We start from the raw sequence: 19,999 nt of genomic DNA on the forward strand, positions 1-19,999 counted from the left end.
CCCGGATGAAGGACATTTTTCATATATTTCACCGAATTTTGTCCTTCATAACCCGGATGAAGGACATTTTTCATGTAATTCAATCGAATTTTGTCCTTCATACCCGGGATGAAGGACATTTTTCATATAATTCAACCGATTTTGTCCTTCATAATCCGGATGAACACATTTTTTATTTAGGTTAATGCGTTTATATTCACGATTTCCTTGTTTGCACCTTTCAAGTAAACCGTTTAAATATTCGGTGGGTATTCTAATTTCACCACCAATTACATATGATGGAATTTTATCTAGGCTTCAATCCCAAATAGGTGTAAAATGGAGATTATATTTTATTAAGTTAATAGGATAAAGGAGTATTGCACCCTTGAAAGAACACACAAATAAGTTTCAGGAACAATCACTGTTTAGTATTTCGTGGCCACTATTTATTGAGCTGGCTCTTCATATGGGTATGGGAATTATTGCAACATTTATGTTAAGCCACTATTCGGATACAGCAGCGGCCGGGGTGGGAGTAGCGAACCAGCTATTAAACATTTTTATCTTAGTCTTCACCGTGACCTCCATTGGAGCTACCGTCTTAATTAGTCAGAACCTTGGCGCAGGTCGTCTTAAGAATGCAAGGCAATTATCTCGTTCTGTATTTGGCCTCAATTTTTGGTTCGGAATCACCATTTCCATCATCGTCTATCTTTTTGGAGAACATCTTTTACTCTTATTCGATATTCATGGGAAAGTTTTCGATTATGGGCTTACTTTTGTTCGGATTTGCGGGATCTCCCTCTTTTTTGAATCTATTTCACTCGCATTAAGTGCCGTTTTACGTAGTCACGGCTATACAAAAGAATCCATGTTTGTCACTGTTGCCATGGATCTGATAAGTATCGGCGGGAATATTATGGCCCTTTCAGGGATCTTCGGTTTACCAATCACTGGCGTAACCGGTGTATCATGGGCCATCGTTGCAGCAAGATTTTATGCTGTTTGTGCACTGATTTATCTTGTCTATAACCGACTTTCTTTAAAGCTAGAAATAAGGGATATTTTTCATGCAAAAAAAGAGGACATTAAAGGACTCCTATCTATTGGAATTCCCTCAGCGGGTGAAAATTTGTCCTATCAATTATCACAGCTGATAATTACTAGTTTTGTGGTCTCAATGGGAACTTCCTCTTTGGCAGCACGAGTATATATTTTAAATATTAATATGGTTTGTTTTTTATTTACGTTAGCGATCGCTCAAGGTACACAGCTTCTAGTAGCACGCTACATTGGTGGTAGGCAGTTTAACCGTGCACTTCAGCGTGGCATCCGGACATTAAAAATTGCCATGGTCGCCTCACTCGTTACATCATTAGTAATCGCCTTAATCGGATCTCCTATATTAGAGACTTTTACAAAAGATTCGAGCATCATTGCTGTGGGTCTACCTGTTTTATGGGCGATTGTGTTTGTTGAACCAGGAAGAGCGATGAATATTGTCTTGATGAGTTCATTAAAATCTGCTGGTGATGTCCGATTTCCTGTGATTATCGGAATGCTTTCTATGTGGGGAATTGCCGTTTCACTTAGCTACCTCTTTGGAGTTCATTATGGTTTAGGCCTGTTGGGCATTTGGCTTGCTCAGGGAACAGACGAATGGCTGCGTGGTTGTTTTGCTTTAAGACGATGGCTCATAAAACCGTGGGAGAATAAGTTAAAGAGTAGAGTTCCTGTTCAAAGCTAAAAAAGTGGCATCCGATTATTAAATCGTGATGCCACTCTTTTTATTTCCTATGATTAAATACTGCTCCAAATTGTCAGCTGGTACAGGCCTGCTGAATAAATATCCTTGTCCAATTTCACATGCATTGTTCTTTAAAAACGAAAGCTGTTCTTCTGTTTCAATCCCTTCAGCAATGACAATAAAATTTAAATTCATCCCCATATCAATAATCGTTTTTACCATCATTCCTTGATTGGAATGATATAGAATGTCATCAACAAACGATTTATCGATTTTAATCTTATCGATTGGAAGATGCTTTAAATAACTTAGTGACGAATAGCCTGTTCCAAAGTCATCCATCGATAAAAGAACCCCTAGCTCTTTTAATTGATTTAAAATAATCGTAGAGTTCTCTAAATTTTGCATGATACTTTCGGTGATTTCTAATTCCAAATGGTTCGCTTGAAGTCCCACTTCCTCTAGGGTCGTTGAGATGTATTCTATAAAATGGTCATCCTCAAACTGTCGGACAGAAACATTCACCGCAATAGGGAAATCCTTAAAGCCGGCTGTTTCCCACGCTTTTCTTTGTTTGCATGCTTCCCACAAAACCCATTTTCCAATTGGAACAATCAAACCAGTTTCTTCTGCTAATGGAATAAATTCTGAAGGAGCAATAAATCCATGCTCTGGATGATTCCAACGTACTAATGCTTCAATCCCTACAATTTCTCCAGTTGCTAAAGAAACTTGCGGTTGATAATGAAGTGTTAATTGGTTCTTCTCCAGTGCTTTTCGCAAACCATTTTCCAGTTCCATCTTTCGGATAGAATTCCCATTCAAATTGGAGGAATAGAAACGGAAATTATTTTTCCCGCGTTCTTTTGCCTGATACATAGCGGTATCTGCATTTTTTATTAACGTTTCCTCATCTAAACCATCGGAAGGATAAAGACTGATTCCGATACTAGGAGTAACAAAAAACTCCTGTTTATTCACTTCGATAGGCTTAGAAAATTCATAAAGAATCCGTTGGGCTACTAGGGCAGCACTCTCCTTATCAGTATCTTCAAGAAGGATAATAAATTCATCTCCACCCTGTCTAGAGACCATTCCTTCTTTCTTAACTGACATTGCTAAACGGTCTGCTACTCTTTGCAGCACTATATCCCCTGTATTATGTCCCTTAGTATCATTAATGATCTTAAATCGGTCTAAATCTAAGAACAAAACAGCCAGCATTTTGTTTTCTTCCTGCTCGTTTAATGCATCGTTAAGATGATGTCTAAACCGATTACGATTTGGCAGCCCTGTTAACGTATCATAAAAGGCCATATTTTGAATGGTTTTCTCCGCCCTCTTCCGCTCCGTAATATCTCTGCCAACTACTTGAACAGCAAACCTGCCTTCATAGAAAATCGGAGTCGACGCCATTTCTACATCAATGGTCTCTCCATTGAGTTTTTTTACTTTAAACTCGAGTCTGACCTTTTGCTGTTCGTGTGGATTGCCTCTTACTTTAAAAGCTTCCACAATTTGTGGAGGGACAAACTTTAATGGGGAATGCCCAATTAAATCCTCAGGATGCTGGGCACCCACTAACTTCCATCCTGCTTCATTAATATATTCAATTTTTTCATGGTTAACGACAGCAATAATATCTGGAGACATTTCAACTAAACTACGATACCGGTCTTCACTTTCTTTTCGATCCGTTATATCAAATAAAACACTTGTAAAGTCTACAAATTCCCCTTTGCTATCCAGTGTCGGAAACCCTCTGTCCTGAATCCAGCGGACTTCTCCATCTGGGCGTATAATCCGATACACACTTGTAACTGTTTCTCCTAAGGCCAGTTTCTTTCCTCTGTCCTCAATTACCTCTAAATCTTCGGGATAAATGACCTTTCTCCACAGATTTAAATCCTTATAAAAATCAATATAGGAATATCCATACAACTTTTCAATACCTGGGGTGATTAGTAGTGTGTCCGATTTTAAATCATGCGACCAAATAGCAACATCAAGTGTATCAAATATATTCTTTAATTTAAGCTTATTTTGTCGAAGCTCTTCGTCCTTTTTCTCTATGCCTTTTAATGAGCGGAGAAAAATCGGAAGGGCTGCGAAGAGGAAGATAATAGAAATGATTTTTAAGAATTTAATAGATGGATAGAAAACAGAGACTGCAATGTCTAGCAACTCTGTAAAGACGATCAAACTAAAAATGAGTTTCCAATAAGTTGGATCATTTAATTTCCTTGTCCCCAAGTTTGTTCTCTCCCTTATACCATGCGATGGGTCGGAGTCACATGACAATAAATTTAGCCTTTATCTATAAAATAACAAAAATCGACTTATTTAACAATGAAATATCCAATAAAATTGGAAGCGTTTACATTTTTTGTATATTAAGAAAGTCCTATAGGAAACTATTCCTTCCAAAACTTGCTGGTTATGGCCGTTCAACAGTTTGTCATAACATTTCTAACAAACTGTGAACTTATCAATATAACCATGTTTTTAAAGTGAAAAAGTAATATATTGTAAGTGTAAAGAACATAACAAACTTTGAAAGAAGGAATCATTTATGTTTAACAAATTTTTAAGAGAAAATAAGATTGCCTCTGTTATCTTAACCGTCTTACGTTTATACCTCGGTTACTCTTGGTTTACTGCAGGATTTCATAAATTAACTGGCGGATTTGACGCTGCTGGCTTCTTAAAAGGAGCGATCGCCAACCCAGTAAAAGGCCCAGATGGCACAGTTGTCTTTGGCTGGTATGTAGATTTCTTAAAACACATTGCTCTTCCAAACGTCGATGTCTTTAACGTTCTTGTTCCTTGGGGCGAAACGTTAATCGGTTTAGGCTTAATCCTTGGCTGCTTAACAACTGCCGCCATGTTCTTTGGTCTAGTCATGAACTTCAGCTTCTTCTTAGCTGGTACTGTATCTCACAACCCTAGAGACATCTTCCTTGGCTTCATCATCTTAACTGCTGGCTACAACGCTGGTAAAATCGGTTTAGATCGTTGGGTGGTACCTTTCTTCAGAAAAATGAGTAATAAAGCAGCCGATACTAAAAAATCAAAAGCTACAGTTTAACACATAAAAAAGACGATTCATTAATCGAATCGTCTTTTTTATGTCGTTTTATTTCATTCGATACACTCTTGCCTCATATGGCTTTAATGTTATTTTTTGAAGTGGTTCATGGGATGATACTTCATAATTGTTTAGCAGCAAGTTTTGATAGTCAAGGGAAACCCCTTCCATCTCTACAGGCTGAGTGGAAAGATTCGTAATGACAATCATCTTTTCCTCATTTAACGTCCTTGTATAAGCAAAAATTTGAGGATCATCCTTCAAAAGCAATTCATACGTACCATAAGTAAATACATCGTTTGCCTTCTTTAGTTCAATCATTTTCTTATAGAAGTTTAAAACAGAATGTTCGTCGTTTTGTTGCGACGCCACATTGATCTCTTTAAAATTCGGATTAACCTTCAACCATGGATTCCCTGTGCTGAAACCAGCATTCTCCTCCGTTGACCATTGCATTGGAGTTCGCGAATTATCACGGCCTGAAGCCCAAATAATCTCCATGATTTCTTCATGTGGAACACCTTCTGCCCGCTTGATACGGTACATATTCTTTGCCGATACATCATCATAATCCTCAATGGAATCAAATTGGACATTCGTCATGCCGATTTCTTGCCCCTGATAGATAAAAGGTGTACCTTGCATTAGAAAATACATCGCTCCGAACGCGGTTGCACTCTCACGCCAATATTCCTTATCATTTCCCCAAGTAGATACTACACGTGGCTTGTCGTGGTTCTCGATAAACAAAGCGTTCCAGCCCTTGTTTTCCAAGCCTTTTTGCCATCGGGACAATACATCCTTAAGTTCCACAATATCCAGCTCTTTTTTCGCTTCGGCATCCCATAGTGCTAGATGCTCAAATTGAAAGACCATATTGAACTTACCTGACTTTTCACCGACCCAACTTTCCACATCTTCCACGTTATCAACCGTTACTCCGTTCGCCTCACCAACAGTCATAATGTCATATTTAGCAAACGTCTCTTCCTTTAACTCATGCAAAAACGTATGAATTCCATCCACATTCATCATTTTATCGAAGCAGGAGACATATTGGAGCCCTTCAGGATTTGGCATATCCTCTAGGCCCTCTTCCTTTTTAATGTGGCTGATCGCATCGACACGGAAACCATCGATTCCTTTATCGAGCCACCAGTTCACCATTTCATAAAGCGCCTTCCGTACCTCTTCATTTTCCCAGTTAAGGTCTGGCTGCTTTTTAGAAAAAATATGCATGAAATATTGATCGGTTTCTTCATCATATTTCCAGGCTGAACCGCCAAAAATGCTTTCCCAGTTATTCGGTTCTTCCCCGCCTTTTCCATCACGCCAAATGTACCAATCGCGCTTTGGATTGTCTTTGGAGGAACGGGATTCGATAAACCAAGGATGTTCATCACTCGTATGATTTATGACTAAGTCAAGAATAAGTTTCATCCCACGGCGATGTGTCTCCTCTAAAAGAAGATTAAAATCAGCCATTGTTCCGAACTCTTCCATTATCTCCTGGTAATCACTGATATCATACCCATTATCGTCATTAGGTGATTGATACATTGGACTAACCCAGATCACATCAATCCCTAGTTCTTTTAAATAATCTAATTTAGAAATAATGCCCTTGATATCCCCAATCCCGTCTCCATTGGAATCCATGAAGCTTCGGGGATAAATCTGATAGGCCACAGCTTCTTTCCACCATAATTTATTCATGTCAAATCCTCACTGACTCTTTTTATGTTTGTCATTTCACATTCAGTACAAAGCTTATTTTTTCACCGCACACGACTTACGTTCAATTAGCTTTGTTGGAATCGTGATTCTCTTTGGCAACGTTTCAGGATTCTCGATTTTTTCTATTAAACATTCTGTAGCCAGATGACCTAATTGAAATGTGCCAATATCCACTGAAGTTAGTGGAGGCTTTGAATGTTCAGAAAGCGAGAGATTATTAAAGCCAACGATTGAAATATCTTCAGGCACTCTGATGTTTAATTTTCCCAAATGACTGATAATTTCATATGCCATTAAATCATCCTGTGTTACCAATGCTGTAGGAGGGGCATCAAGCTTCATCAATGAACAAATCGCATCAATTCCTTGTTCATTGACTAACTCTTCGTTAACGAGATAAGCCTCATTTACTGTAAGTCCAGCTTCCTTAAGAGCCAACTTATATCCATTAATCCGATCAATGGTAACCACAAAATCCGGATTTATTCCAACGTAAGAAATATTCGTATGACCGTGTTCAATTAAGTAGTTGGTTACCTGTTTGCTTATAAAAATATTGTCATTATCAACATAGGTAATTCTCTCTTCATTCACACTTGGCCGACCAACGACCGCAAAAGGAAAGTTGATTTCCTCCAGGTAGTTCATGGTCCGGTCATTAACACGAGAGTATAACATAAGGATTCCATCGACACGTCTGCCATTGACCATGGACAAGACTTCCTCGTGAATTTCTTCCTCAGTTGAGCCAGTTGAAAGATAAATACCGTATTTACTTTCATGGGCATGCATACTGATTCCTCTTAATACTTCAGGGAAGAATGGGTTTCGAAAGGCATGGTAGGCCGAATTCGGCATGATCACTCCAATGGTTTGAGTGCTTTTAGCAACCAAGCTACGTGCTTGCAAATTAGGATAGTACCCTAATTGTTCCATTACTTCTTTGACACGTCTCTTTGTTTGTTCGCTGATTCGCGGGTTATTAGCAATTACCCTTGAAACCGTCGAAGGTGCCACATTTGCTTCCCTTGCCACATCCTTAATAGTAACCACCATTACTTCCCCCTAATACCAATAAATTGCTCGTTTTTCTACTATATAATAAGGTAGAAATTATTTAACGGCACCCTCAGAAATACCTTTGATAATTTCCCTTTGTGCAAAGAAGTACGCAATGATTACTGGAATAATGGCAATCGTTAATCCAGCAAGTGCTAAGTGCCATTGCTTTGTATACTCACCGAAGAAGAAGAACATTTTCAATGGAATAGTTTCCATTCCTTCTTGATTAATTACTAGTGATGGAAGTAAGTAGTCATTCCAAATCCAAATGGTATTCAAAATTGCAACTGTTACTGTAATTGGTTTTAACATAGGGAAAATAATGTGCCAAAAAATTTGGAAACGATTAGCCCCATCAATGGTTGCAGCTTCATCCAAGGATTTTGGGATCCCGCTCAATGTACCATGGTACAGGAAGATGGAAAGACTCGCACCAAAGCCTAAATACATAAAGATAATTCCAGCTCGATTTAGCAGTTCTATTTTTCCGAAGATCGTCACTAATGGAATCATGACGGATTGGAACGGAATTAACATTGCTGCAACAAACAAGAAGAATATAATAGTACTTATTTTACTTTTATTTCTTGAAAGAGCGTAGGCAGCCATAGACGAGAAAATAATGATGATGCCTACACTAACTACCGTAATAAGCAGAGAATTCATAAATGTTTTTAAGAAGGTCAGTTCATTAAATGCTTCAACATAGTTATCAAAAGTAAATACTTCTGGTAATTTTAATGTGTCTGAGAAGATCTCCCTCTTTGTTTTAAAGGAGTTGACAATCATTAAGTAAAAAGGAGAAAGCCATAACAGACCTAATAACAAACCAAGGATTTCGAGCGGCCATTTATATTTTCTTCCCATTACATTTCTACCTCCCTTTTCTTGTTGATGTACACTTGTGTTAAGGAAATAGCAGCAACGATGATAAAGAAGATAACTGCTTTTGCCTGAGCATAAGCCATTTCACTTTCACCAAATGCCGTTTTAAAAATCTCCATTGCCACCATTTGCGTGGAATTATACGGCCCACCGCCAGTTAATGATAAGTTTTGGTCGTAAAGCTTGAAAGTATTCGATAATGTTAAGAACAAACTAACTGTAAATGCAGGAGCAACTAATGGGAATACGATAAAGCGTAGACGCTGTAATGAACTAGCGCCGTCAATTTCAGCAGCTTCAATCAGCTCTGTTGGTACACCTTCTAAGTAAGAAATATAAATTACCATGATGTATCCAGCCATTTGCCAGCTCATTAGGATCACTAAGCCCCAAAAACCAGTATTAGTAGTAGAAAGCCATCCTTGTAAGTTTTCAATTCCAAACAATTCTCCCACACCGGCAAATACCTTAATAAAAATAAACTGCCAGATAAAGCCTAGAATCAAACCACCAATTAGGTTTGGCATGAAGAAGATTGTACGTAGGAACTTACTTGTTTTAATTTTTGATGTAACGATAAGTGCTAAAGCAAGCCCAAAGAAGTTAATAAGAATAATTGAAACGACTGTAAACTTTACTGTAAACCATAACGAATCTAAGAATTCTTTATCCTTAAATACATTAATATAGTTCTCGAAGCCAATAAAACCGCCCACTTCAATACCATTCCAGTTTGTAAATGAATAGTAGACTCCAAAGAGCAATGGAATGATAACAACCATCGATAATGCTAATAAAACCGGGGCTAAAAATAACCAATATGATAATTCCCGCGTACGCATCATGGTAAAAAACCTCCAATGTGTTTTTGTTTTTTTCTAAGTTAGTAATATTGAAAGAAAAGGGGCTGATCGATAAGTAAAGCCTAACTACTAAAGTTACCCCTTATGAACCAGCCGCTTGTCTCTCTGCTAATTTATAATGGGTCCTGCTTTTATCAAGTAGGACCCATTATCTATGTTCATAAGGGATTATTTATTTCTTGCTTTTTCCCAAGCTTCTTTTGTAGTTTTTACTACATCTTCCCACTTAGCTTCTTTGCTCAAATACTTTTGGATTTGAACACCAAGTTGATCTTGTCCCCAGCCAGTTGGGTAGCCCATGAATGTCCAGCCGATTGTCTTGCCATCTTGAGCATATTGATAAATCTCTTTTGAAAGTGGATCACTGATTTTTGATGCATCAAAGCCATCATAAGCAGGGATAAATTTAAAGTCGTTGATAACGATTTCTTTACCTTCGTCAGATGTATATAACCAGTCTAAGAATTTCTTAGCTTCAGCTTGTGTAGCTTTGTCTTTGTTGCTGTTTACGCCCCAGTACATTGGGATACCAACAGGAATTGCATCTTCTTTATAGCCTTCAACAGGGATTGGTAATAAACCAATGTTCTTATCAGCGAAATCTTTGTCGATACCAGCGATTGAACCATATGCCCAGTTACCTTGTTGAATCATGGCTACTTTTTGAAGAGAGAATAATTCTTCAACTTGTTGAGCATAGTCAAGGCTTACAGTTGGTTGAACAGAATAGTTGTTTTGAAGATCAAGGACCTTCTTGAACGCATCACCATATTTGAAATCAACTTTCTTTGCACTGAATGCATTTAGAACGTTGTTATCAAATTCTGGAGCTAAGAATGCATTGGATAAATGTAAGCCAGTTACCCAAGTTTCTTTACCAGGAAGGGCAAATACTGCTTTTAGACCAAGGTCACCCTTCTTAGAATCTAAAGTTTTCACAGCCTTTTCAAGGTCTGCATAGCTCTTGATTGATTTTGGATCGATTCCAGCTTTTTCGAATACAGCCTTGTTATAGATGAAGCCGTAACCTTCTTGGTTGTATGGTAAACCTAAAACTTTACCATCTTTAGAAACACCATCAAGTGTTCCTTTTAAAGCCTTTTTAGAAGCTTCTGTATCAGAAAGGTCAGCTAATTTCTTTTGCCAGTCTTCCACGTCTTGTGGTCCACCGATGTTGTAGATTGCCGGCTCTTTACCTGAAGCAAACTTAGATTTTAAAGCTGCACCGTAATCTTCACCGCCACCAACAGTTGTGATGTTGATATTTACGCCTTTGTGCGCTGCTTCATATTTCTTTGCAGCATCTTCAAATTGCTTTTTGAATTCTACTTTGAATTGGAATACATCAAGTGTTACATTTCCGCCTTTTGACTCTTCTTTAGCTCCGCCACCTTTGTCAGCGTTACCACAGCCTGTTAAAAGGAGACTTAATGAAAGAAGTCCGGCACCAATTCCAGAAAATAATTTTTTCTTATTCATGATTTACCCCCATACTGAAAAATTTTGTAAAGCTTGTTGTTTCTGTGCAAAGTAAGGAAACATAGATGAATGTATTTTGTTCTATTTCGAATGTATTATTCTAGACGACTTAAATATATTAGATATCATACTAGTAATAATCCACGAGTGCAATCGTTTGCACTTTCTTTTAAATAAAAAACTATTTTAGTATGTTGATTTGTGTGTCTAGAATAGCATTCGAAATGAAGTAAAATCCTGTTTCCCGAGAAAACGTTTGCACATAATAGCAGAAAAACTGTAAAAAATCGTTATTCTTCAATAAAAAATCTACTTACTTTACAGTTAATATCTACTAATACCCCCTATACTTTTTGTATATCGTTAGCGAAAACGTTTGCACTAATCGATAGATTCATAGTAGCACTTTTAAAATGTATGCGCAATCATTTTTTATATTTTTTTATAGGGACAGTCCCCCGATGCTTTAAAGCATCAGGGGACTGTCCCTTTATTTTGTTAAAACTTTTACCTCATATGGAAGAAGTGTAGCTGAAGTTTCCGCTTCATAGTTGGAGAGAAGCATTTTGGAATTTGTTATGCTTGTAACTAGCTCTTTCTCGTTAATCTCTACCTCTTCACCGCCAAAATTACATAAAACTAAGAGGCGTTCATCCTTCCAGTTTCTTTCATAAGCAAAGATTGACGGGTGATCTTTGAGTAACAGTTGAAAATCGCCTTCTACGATAATATCCATTTCTTTACGAAGGGAAATAAGCTTTTGATAAAAGTAGAAGATTGACTCTGGATCTTCTAGAGTACTTTTCACATTAATTTCTTTGTATCTTGGGTTAGCCATAATCCACGGAGTTCCCGTTGTAAACCCTCCGTGCTCTGTTGCATCCCACTGTACAGGTGTTCTTGCATTGTCTCTTCCTTTTGCGTAGATGGAAGTCATAATTTCTTCATGCGTGTATCCTAGGGCCGAGCGTTCCTTGTACATATTAAGGGTCTCAATATCACGATAGTCCTCTAGGGAGTCAAACTTCACATTCGTCATACCGATTTCTTCTCCCTGGTAAATATATGGGGTACCTTGCATGAAATGAAGACATGCTGCTAACATCTTGGCTGATTCCACGCGGTATTCCTGGTCATTACCAAAACGCGAAACAATTCTTGGCTGATCATGATTATTCCAATATAAACTGTTCCAACCTTTGTTATGAAGTCCCACTTGCCACTTGGCTAAGTTTTCTTTTAAGTCCACAAGATTTAGCGGTTTTAAATTCCACTTGCCACCTGTCGCACTATCCAGGTCCATATGTTCGAAGGTGAAAATCATGTTTACTTCATTTCGTTCAGGATTGGTATAAAGAATGGCATCTTCTGGTGTGGTACCAGGCATTTCCCCCACCGTCATAATCGGATAATGGGCTAATACTTCCTGATTCATTTCCTTCAAAAATTCATGAATTCTAGGACCATTCATGTAAAATGGACTGCCATCACCATACAATTGACCTTCTCCTTGCACACCGTCAGGTAACCCTGGCTGTTTTGAAATCATATTAATTACATCCATTCGGAAACCATCGATTCCTTTATCAAGCCAAAATCTCATCATGCGGTAAACTTCTTCACGTAAAGCAGGATGTTCCCAGTTAAGATCCGGTTGTTTTCTGGCAAATAAATGTAAGTAATATTCCTTGGTGGCTTCATCGTAATCCCAAGCTGGACCGCTGAAAAAAGACCCCCAATTGTTCGGCTCTTTTCCGTCTTTCCCTTCCCGCCAAATATAATAGTCACGGTAAGGATTGTCTTTGGATTTTTTGGACTGAACAAACCACTCATGTTCGTCAGATGTATGGTTCACAACAAGGTCCATGACTAATTTCATGTTTCGCCTATGTATCTCTACAAGCATTAGGTCAAAATCAGCCATGGTGCCAAACTCTTCCATGATTTTTTGATAATCACGAATATCATAGCCATTATCATCATTTGGGGAATCATACACAGGGCTTAACCAGATCACATCGACGCCTAGTAATTTTAAGTAATCGAGCTTTTGAATGATCCCTTGGATGTCGCCAATTCCATCGCCATTCGAATCCATAAAGCTTCTTGGATATATTTGATAAACAACACTTTTCTTCCACCATTGGTCATTTGTTTTCAATTGGAATCCTCCTCACTATAAACAACCACACTATACCATAAAAAATGAAAGGGGTTAATTTATTGGAAATAAAAAATCCTCACCTTGGTTAAGTACAGGTAAGGATTTTTGCTAATTCGCAAATTAATTAATCGCGATCAGGACTGTTTACCATTATTCCAGCAACCTGCGTTAAACGATCATAGAAGGCTAGTCCTGCTGGGTTTTGGTCGAGTCCAATTTCCTGAAATGCTTCCCTCATACAGCGGAGCCAGCAGGCCGCTCTTCTTCGGGTTACTTCAAATGGTAAATGCCGCTCTCTCATGGCAGGTGGTCCAAATTCTTGGCTGTATAAAGCCGGACCTCCTAAAAATTGCGGAAGAAACATTCTCTGCTTCCGCTTGATTTCTTCCATGTCCCCTTCAAATAAAGGTCTTAATTCCGGGTCTGCATATACTCGTGGATAAAAGGCATTAACTAGCTTGTCAATGGTCTCTTGTCCACCAATTTCACTATATAAAGATTTAAAATTATAATCCAATTCCTTCACCATCCATCCTTTATTTTCCCCCTTGTTTCAGATAATTATAAAGCTTCCTTGAATGGTGTTTTGTGATTTAAATCACAGAAGAGATAAAATTACATCAATTCCCAGAAGAGTCTTTGTCCACTTTAGGCGCAACTAATTCCACTTTTATTCGATCAGGATCTTCAAAAAATACAGCATAATGTGAATTTCCCCCTGCAAACGGATGTCGATCCTGATAAAGAATAAATATCCCTCTTCCTATTAACTGTTCTGTGATTTGATCAACCTGCTCTTGCGATTCTGCATGAAATGCAAGATGATTTAAACCTACCCTTGAACGGTGGTAAGGAATATCCATAAATCGCTCTTCTACTTGGACAAATACGAGATATGTGTCCCGGTACTTCCAACTAATCCCTAAATCCCACTTTTGATATGGTTCATATCCTAATTCTTTTAAAAACCATCCCCAAAACTCTTTGGTTTTTGCTAAATTTGAAACATAGATTTCTAGATGGTGTAGGATAATAGCCCCTCCTTTTAATATTATTTTATCTTTCCAAGTTCGTCCAAAAATGCTGGTCGTCTATTATGCTTCTCTCTTAATTCTTTGATTAGTTTATGGGAATGGAGAGTACCCAAGGCTTTTTTATATGTTTTTATTACCGCACAAACATTTCGATAACCTCTTCTATCTGATACTTCTTCAGCAAACCTTTGAATATAAGTGATAAATATATCATTTACATCATCAAAATAGTCCTTTATCACATATGGGTAAAGATCAATTATAGATGATGTTCGTTTCTTGCAATATAGTAATATCTGTTCTTTTAAGTTTTCCACTTTTAATATGGATAGGTACGTAGAAGATTGGTATTTCTCTTTTTCAAACTCTTCCAGTAATTCCTGTAAAATTGGTTCCCATTCCTCATGTGCATATAACCCTTTTAGTTTCCCATAATAGGTAAAGTTATCTTTCAGTAATAATTCTTTCGCAAGTTGTCTTTGGTTCTCTAGATCTCCAACAAGCTCATAAGCTTTATAACGGAATTCCTGCCACTTATGAACAAGGCCACGATAGTGTTGATCAGCTATCTCACCCTCTAAGCAAAGCTGAATCACTTTTTCGTAGTTACCTTTATTGAATTCATAGGAAATCGCTTTTTCACGAAATTCACTATGATTAATATTGTCATATATAAATCTTTCAGCAGCACTTTCCCCATCACATTTTTCAATAATTTGTAATTGTAAAAGTTTAATTTCTTTTTTATCAAAAGAATGATCCACCTGTTGGTTAAGGGCTTCTAATTGTTTTTCAAGTTTAGTTCTTAAATCACCTTGATGACAAAAATAAGTACAGATTTTAAGAAGGTCGTACCGCCAATCACTCCAACCACTTAAATACTCCTTAAGGGCTTCTTTCATTATGACCTCAAATAATTTTTTCTGCTCCTTTTCATTTAAACGGTTTATTCCGCTAGTTACAGATTGGTCAATCGTTTTTATCGCCCAATTTATGTTAGATCCGACAGACCCATTTGAGTCATCAGAGTAATCCAGCATTTTAACCACAGGGGATATAACTGCGATGGAAAGTAATATCGCTCCCTCTGTGTCTCCATTCTCTAACTTGCCCCGTGCTTTCTGGAGTGTTAGTTCTGCACCTTGTAAAGCTTGGTCAACATGACGCCAATCAATAAACCCTTTTCTTTTTGCACCATTAATATAGTCTCTAATAAGTTTTTTACTGGAAGCTATTTCGTCTTTACTTGTTTCATACTGAAATAGCAAGCGTTTTTCTACCTCTGGGTAATCGTCAGAAATATTTTGAATTATACTGATTAATTCTTCCTTTTGTAAATTTGATAGTAAAGAGTTTAAACTACCTTTACTTGTGTCGCTGGGTGTAGGTTGTGTAGGTGGGCTTTCCACATTGCTTGAAAATTCGCCATTTTTTAGAGCAAAAAGACTCGCTGCCTTGTGTTTGCAATACCCACCGTTATATGGACAATCACAGTAGATATTTAATACAACATCACCACTTAAAAACACCTCAACATTATAGACATCTGAACCATCTATTCTTGCTTTGAAATGACTTCCATCAGTTGTTATAAGACTGATCACTTTACCTTTATTAAAGTAATCAAGTCCTCGCCTAAGAATTTTTTCATCTATCCATTCTTCAAAATTTGATAGATTCATTACTCACACTCCAACTCTATGTTTTACTATTATTCTATCACCTTTTATTTGCGAATTTAGTAAGTTTATTTGCGAAAACGAGTGGGTTATTTGCGGTAATTAGGATTTTATTTGCGATAGATACCAGTTTGTTTGCTTACTGCAAAAAAGCCAACTCAAAAGGCGATAGCTTTTTAAGTCGGCTTTTTATTTTTCATTGTGACTATTTAGCGAATATTTTCTGAATAAGCGATTTTGGTTTTTTTCTCATTTTTTCAATCATACTTTGGAATCCATACATGATGACTGATTTAATCATAAATATAAGCCCCATTTGATAGTGCTTCATACTGACAAGTGAAACAATCCCCATTCTTCGTAACGCAATCATCCCAGGAAAGGCAAAAAGGGTATCTAGAATAAGGTTCAATAGTAAGTATCGAAAAAAGTTTCCGAATGTGAACTTTAAAATCCATAATGATCCCACAAAAAATGGCCCTATCATAAAGGGAAGTTCGCCCATTGTTTTTGGAATGAGTTTTTCATAAAATCTCCACCATAGCCGCTTTTTCGCAAAATAACTCTCAAAAAGGACCCAAACGAAGATAAACAAAGCACCCGGGTAAAATCTCTTGAAAGCCCGCTTTCCTAGGAGTGGCAGTGATAACCAGGGTATAAGCATCATTGCAAGTAAAAACAATTTATTTTGTTTCATAATATACGCCATTCCTTTTTTCTTTTTATCTTGCACGGATTTTTATTATTTATGTAAAAATTTCCTGTTATTATTTTATGAAAAAAGCACAATCACTCAAATTTGAGTGAATTGTGCTTTTTTAATTTTATAGATAATAGAACAAAACCATTAAGTATCCCGAGGCCGAAAAACAAAATGAAAACAATCATAAAGGAACTAACCAAATCCGGCTGAACACAAAACAGGAAGCTCCAGGAAGGAAAATTCAGCAGTTTAGGCATTCCGAGATAAAGCGCCACTGGTAAAAAGAGTTGGAAAAGTATTAAATACATGATCCATTTTTTATTAGCATCTGGCCTACTGAGTTTATTAAGTCGTTTTTTCAAACGTAAGAACGAGATGATTATCATAACAAGAATTCCTAAAACTATGCTATTCATTATAAGATAATGTTGTTGATAATCATGTTGGTTGTTTTCTTCAATAGGCTGTTTTCCCGCTAACAAACTTATGACCCCATCTGTCGTTTTATGAGAATCCCCCGGTGTAAATCTACCGTTATTGGTATTCGTCAGAACAACAACTCCTATTTTCTCTTTAAGCAATATATACATATCCGTCCGAGCAGCAGAAAAGAGATCCCCTGAATGCCCGATGACTTCCGTTCCTTGAACCTCTCGCTTCCACCAACCCATCGCATAGTTCCCAAAATACGTTCCATCCAGATACATTTTAGCTGTGACTGCAGGAGTTTGCAGCTCCTTTACCCCTTTTGCAGAAAGAACAGGATTCATATCATTCATTAAGCTTAATAAGTATTTTCCCATATCTTCTGCACTTGCAGTCATATACCCACTAGCTAAAAAGTTAGGGAGATCATCTAGAGCCGTTCTTGTTGGTAAATGCATACCAAACCACGACGAGTAACCCATTGATAACCCATGCATTTGCGCTTCTTCTATTGAAGTATAACTATTTTTCATATCTAAGGGAGTTAGGATATGCCCTTCTAAATAGCTTGATAAAGACTCCCCTGAAACCTTTTCGACCACTAAACCTAAACAAAGATAATTCAAATTCGTATATTCAAATTTGCTTCCAACAGGGTGGGAAAGTTCTACCTTTCTCAATAACCTTACCGTTTCTTCCAGCGATATTCCTTTTAGTTCATTGGCGATTTCCACTTCGCCATCTGCTGAAATTCCACTTGTTTGATTTAGTAAATGACGAACGGTTATTTTTGCAGACGCCTCTTTGTCACGTAAGGAAAACCATGGGATGTACTTTTGGACAGGAGAATCGAGGTCAACTTTTCCTTGTTCCACAAGCTGCATGATGGCTAAGGATGTAAACGATTTACTTAAAGAAGCTAATTTCATCGGCGTTTGTGGGGTAAGCTTTTTTCCAATATCAGCATTTCCAAACGATTGTAAATGATCAATTTTCCCTTCTTTGACAATCGCATAGGATAGACCCTCAATCGCTTGGATTTTCATTTGCTTTTTTATATAATTGTCGATCATTTCGTAATCATTTTGGCCTTGAGCAAAACCTGTATTTGTAAAAAGTAGTGGGAGTAATAGGAAACTAATTATTTTTCTAACCATAGTCACACGCTCCATATCATTTAATGACCTAATTATTAAACATTAAATAAATGCAGAATAGTGACTGTGGTCATAACTTTAGATGACACCTTCTTCTCTTGCTCTGTTTGCTAACTTCAGACGGTCGGAAATTTCAAATTTGGAGTAAATGTTGGATATGTAGTTTTTCACAGTTCCTACAGATAAAAACAGATGGGCAGCAATCTCTGCATTTGTTAATCCGCTTGCAAGTGCCCGCAGTACATCTGTTTCCCGTTCTGTTAATCCATAGGAATTACCAGCCTTTTGTGGCGAGCTGGCATCTGGGTTCATTTTTCCAATAAGAAGGTTGGCAATTTCTTTTGAAATCAAGGTTCCACCGTGAGAAATTAATTGGACACCGGCAATTAAATCAGTAGGTTCTATGGCTTTTAAAAGGTATCCTTCTGCACCAGCCTGTAGCGCCTCCCTAACGTAAGTGATTTCTTGGAAGGTGGTAAGGATAATCACGCGAATGTGCGGCCACTTTTCTTTTATAGCTTTTGTTGCCTCGACTCCATCCATTACCGGCATATTTATATCCATCAACACTGTATCAGGCTGTTTTTCTGTGCAGATTTCTACTGCTTTCAGTCCATTTTCCGCTAGTCCCAAAACCTCGATACCCTCCACTTCATCAAAAATGTCGAAGAGTCCTTCTCGGATAATCTCTTGATCGTCGACAATGGCTAATTTAATAGACATCACCATTTATCCTCCTTCCATTTGGAATATAGCAAGTAATTTCTGTCCCTTTCCCTATATTCGAATTTACGGATAACCTACCTTGTAGATCCTGCAATCTCTCCCTCATACCGGTAAGTCCGAAGCCCGGGTTCAAATCACTTGTCCCTTTTCCATCGTCCTTTACTTTTAATATTAAACTCGTTTCACCGTACTCGAATTTAATATCAATATGCTGTGATTCGCCATGTCTTTTGGCATTAGTGAGCGCTTCCTGAAGACAACGAATGAATGTCCGCTTGATTGACTCACTGATAGGATACACTTCGCCAATGATAGTCAATCGATTAGTTGTGTTTGTATGCTGTGCAAACTCATATGCCAGTTTGGTTAAACTTTGTGGCAATTCTTCCTCTTCTTCAGCAGGGGCAATTTGATGAATGTTTTTCCTGATTTCATCCAGACCATTTTTAGTTAACTTTCTTAAAACATGTAATTTCTTTAAGGCTTTTTCTAAATCTGAACGGTTCAAGTTAGAGATTACTCCATCCATTCCAATAATAACTGATGTGAAGGTGTGCCCCATTGTGTCGTGCAGTTCCTTTGCCATCCGATTCCTCTCTTGTAAAAGAGTTAAGCTTTCTACCTTTCTAGCATACTGCTCTAAGGTATCGTTTTGCTCTTGGATAACCTTATATTGCTCTTGATTTTGTTTTAACAGCAACACCATGCGATTAAATGCGAGACCCACACCTAAGGCAATCCCATTATTCAAAATATGTGTTAGAAAAACCACAATAGGTCCTCTATCGAAAATTATCCCTGAAATTGGAATGATTAGCATAATGACAACACTGCACTTCCATACGAAAGTTCTCGAGTAATAGAGTCCAAGAATAACTGCAGGAATGAGCATTACCGAAGAATCCGATTTTACATAAAGGAGTAAGTAGATATAGAGACCACCTGATAACAGTTGTTCGAATAGCGGATACAATTGCGCAGAAAGTGTTTTAAACCAAATAAAACTTTGAGGTACAAGATAGGCAAGAAAAAGCCATGTTAGTAACCCACTTATAGGAATCTCACGTGAGTGAAATACTGGATTATTCATAAAAATGATAATCCAGATTAAAAACCATAATCCTCGAACGATGAAAAAAACTGTATCCACCCAGGTCCACTTCATGGTGCCTGACACCACCCATCCGAATTGTCGCTAGTTACATTCTACCAATCTATTACATATATGGTAATATAAATATTTTTTTAATAGAACTCAAAACAGGTA

At 37.5% G+C, this 19,999-nt stretch carries 16 protein-coding genes; 2 read left to right on the forward strand and 14 right to left on the reverse strand.

What is annotated here, in order from left to right:
• Positions 1 to 367 precede the first annotated feature (367 nt).
• The gene (locus AA0X95_RS25635) at positions 368 to 1,729 is read left to right on the forward strand and encodes an MATE family efflux transporter (protein WP_413303188.1); all 1,362 of its coding nucleotides are present in this window, start codon (positions 368 to 370) and stop codon (positions 1,727 to 1,729) included.
• 18 nt (positions 1,730 to 1,747) lie between these two features.
• Here the strand turns inward: AA0X95_RS25635 and AA0X95_RS25640 are convergent, their stop codons facing one another.
• Positions 1,748 to 3,982 (reverse strand): EAL domain-containing protein, encoded by a 2,235-nt coding sequence (locus AA0X95_RS25640; RefSeq protein WP_413303191.1) that lies wholly within the window; start codon positions 3,980 to 3,982, stop codon positions 1,748 to 1,750.
• Between the two features lie 319 nt (positions 3,983 to 4,301).
• On the opposite strand from AA0X95_RS25640, the gene AA0X95_RS25645 reads away from it, so the two are divergent.
• A complete protein-coding gene (locus AA0X95_RS25645) occupies positions 4,302 to 4,817 on the forward strand; it encodes a DoxX family protein (protein ID WP_413303193.1) in 516 nt (171 codons plus the stop codon).
• Positions 4,818 to 4,865: 48 nt separating this feature from the next.
• Here the strand turns inward: AA0X95_RS25645 and AA0X95_RS25650 are convergent, their stop codons facing one another.
• From AA0X95_RS25650 to AA0X95_RS25710, 13 genes are all read right to left on the reverse strand, one after another.
• A complete protein-coding gene (locus AA0X95_RS25650; protein WP_413303195.1) occupies positions 4,866 to 6,533 on the reverse strand; it encodes a glycoside hydrolase family 13 protein in 1,668 nt (555 codons plus the stop codon).
• Between the two features lie 54 nt (positions 6,534 to 6,587).
• Complete coding sequence (locus AA0X95_RS25655; RefSeq protein ID WP_413303197.1) at positions 6,588 to 7,610, reverse strand: LacI family DNA-binding transcriptional regulator; 1,023 nt, start codon at positions 7,608 to 7,610, stop codon at positions 6,588 to 6,590.
• Positions 7,611 to 7,667: 57 nt separating this feature from the next.
• The gene (locus tag AA0X95_RS25660; protein WP_413303200.1) at positions 7,668 to 8,483 is read right to left on the reverse strand and encodes a carbohydrate ABC transporter permease; all 816 of its coding nucleotides are present in this window, start codon (positions 8,481 to 8,483) and stop codon (positions 7,668 to 7,670) included.
• Positions 8,483 to 9,343, reverse strand: coding sequence for a carbohydrate ABC transporter permease (locus AA0X95_RS25665; RefSeq protein ID WP_413310263.1), 861 nt, complete (start codon positions 9,341 to 9,343; stop codon positions 8,483 to 8,485). The genes AA0X95_RS25660 and AA0X95_RS25665 overlap by 1 nt, the downstream gene beginning before the upstream one ends.
• A 189-nt stretch (positions 9,344 to 9,532) precedes the next feature.
• On the reverse strand, positions 9,533 to 10,843 hold the full coding sequence (locus tag AA0X95_RS25670) for an ABC transporter substrate-binding protein (RefSeq protein ID WP_413303202.1): 1,311 nt from the start codon (positions 10,841 to 10,843) through the stop codon (positions 9,533 to 9,535).
• Between the two features lie 490 nt (positions 10,844 to 11,333).
• Positions 11,334 to 13,004, reverse strand: a complete 1,671-nt coding sequence (locus tag AA0X95_RS25675) for a glycoside hydrolase family 13 protein (protein WP_413303205.1) — start codon at positions 13,002 to 13,004, stop codon at positions 11,334 to 11,336.
• Between the two features lie 127 nt (positions 13,005 to 13,131).
• Positions 13,132 to 13,536 (reverse strand): globin, encoded by a 405-nt coding sequence (locus tag AA0X95_RS25680; protein ID WP_413303207.1) that lies wholly within the window; start codon positions 13,534 to 13,536, stop codon positions 13,132 to 13,134.
• Positions 13,537 to 13,627: 91 nt separating this feature from the next.
• On the reverse strand, positions 13,628 to 14,038 hold the full coding sequence (locus AA0X95_RS25685; protein ID WP_413310266.1) for a VOC family protein: 411 nt from the start codon (positions 14,036 to 14,038) through the stop codon (positions 13,628 to 13,630).
• 20 nt (positions 14,039 to 14,058) lie between these two features.
• Positions 14,059 to 15,723, reverse strand: coding sequence for an SWIM zinc finger family protein (locus tag AA0X95_RS25690; protein ID WP_413303210.1), 1,665 nt, complete (start codon positions 15,721 to 15,723; stop codon positions 14,059 to 14,061).
• A 202-nt stretch (positions 15,724 to 15,925) separates the two neighbouring features.
• A complete protein-coding gene (locus tag AA0X95_RS25695) occupies positions 15,926 to 16,417 on the reverse strand; it encodes a hypothetical protein (RefSeq protein ID WP_413303213.1) in 492 nt (163 codons plus the stop codon).
• 92 nt (positions 16,418 to 16,509) lie between these two features.
• Positions 16,510 to 18,006, reverse strand: a complete 1,497-nt coding sequence (locus tag AA0X95_RS25700) for a serine hydrolase domain-containing protein (RefSeq protein WP_413303216.1) — start codon at positions 18,004 to 18,006, stop codon at positions 16,510 to 16,512.
• A gap of 78 nt (positions 18,007 to 18,084) precedes the next feature.
• Positions 18,085 to 18,729 carry a response regulator gene (locus AA0X95_RS25705; RefSeq protein ID WP_413303218.1) on the reverse strand — a complete coding sequence of 215 codons (645 nt, stop codon included), beginning with the start codon at positions 18,727 to 18,729 and terminating at the stop codon, positions 18,085 to 18,087.
• Positions 18,719 to 19,897 (reverse strand): sensor histidine kinase, encoded by a 1,179-nt coding sequence (locus AA0X95_RS25710; protein WP_413303221.1) that lies wholly within the window; start codon positions 19,895 to 19,897, stop codon positions 18,719 to 18,721. Before AA0X95_RS25710 ends, AA0X95_RS25705 begins: the two co-directional genes overlap by 11 nt.
• Positions 19,898 to 19,999: the final 102 nt, after the last annotated feature.

Origin of the sequence: Neobacillus phoenicis, assembly GCF_047302305.1 — a bacterium.
Lineage (GTDB): Bacteria > Bacillota > Bacilli > Bacillales > Cytobacillaceae > Neobacillus.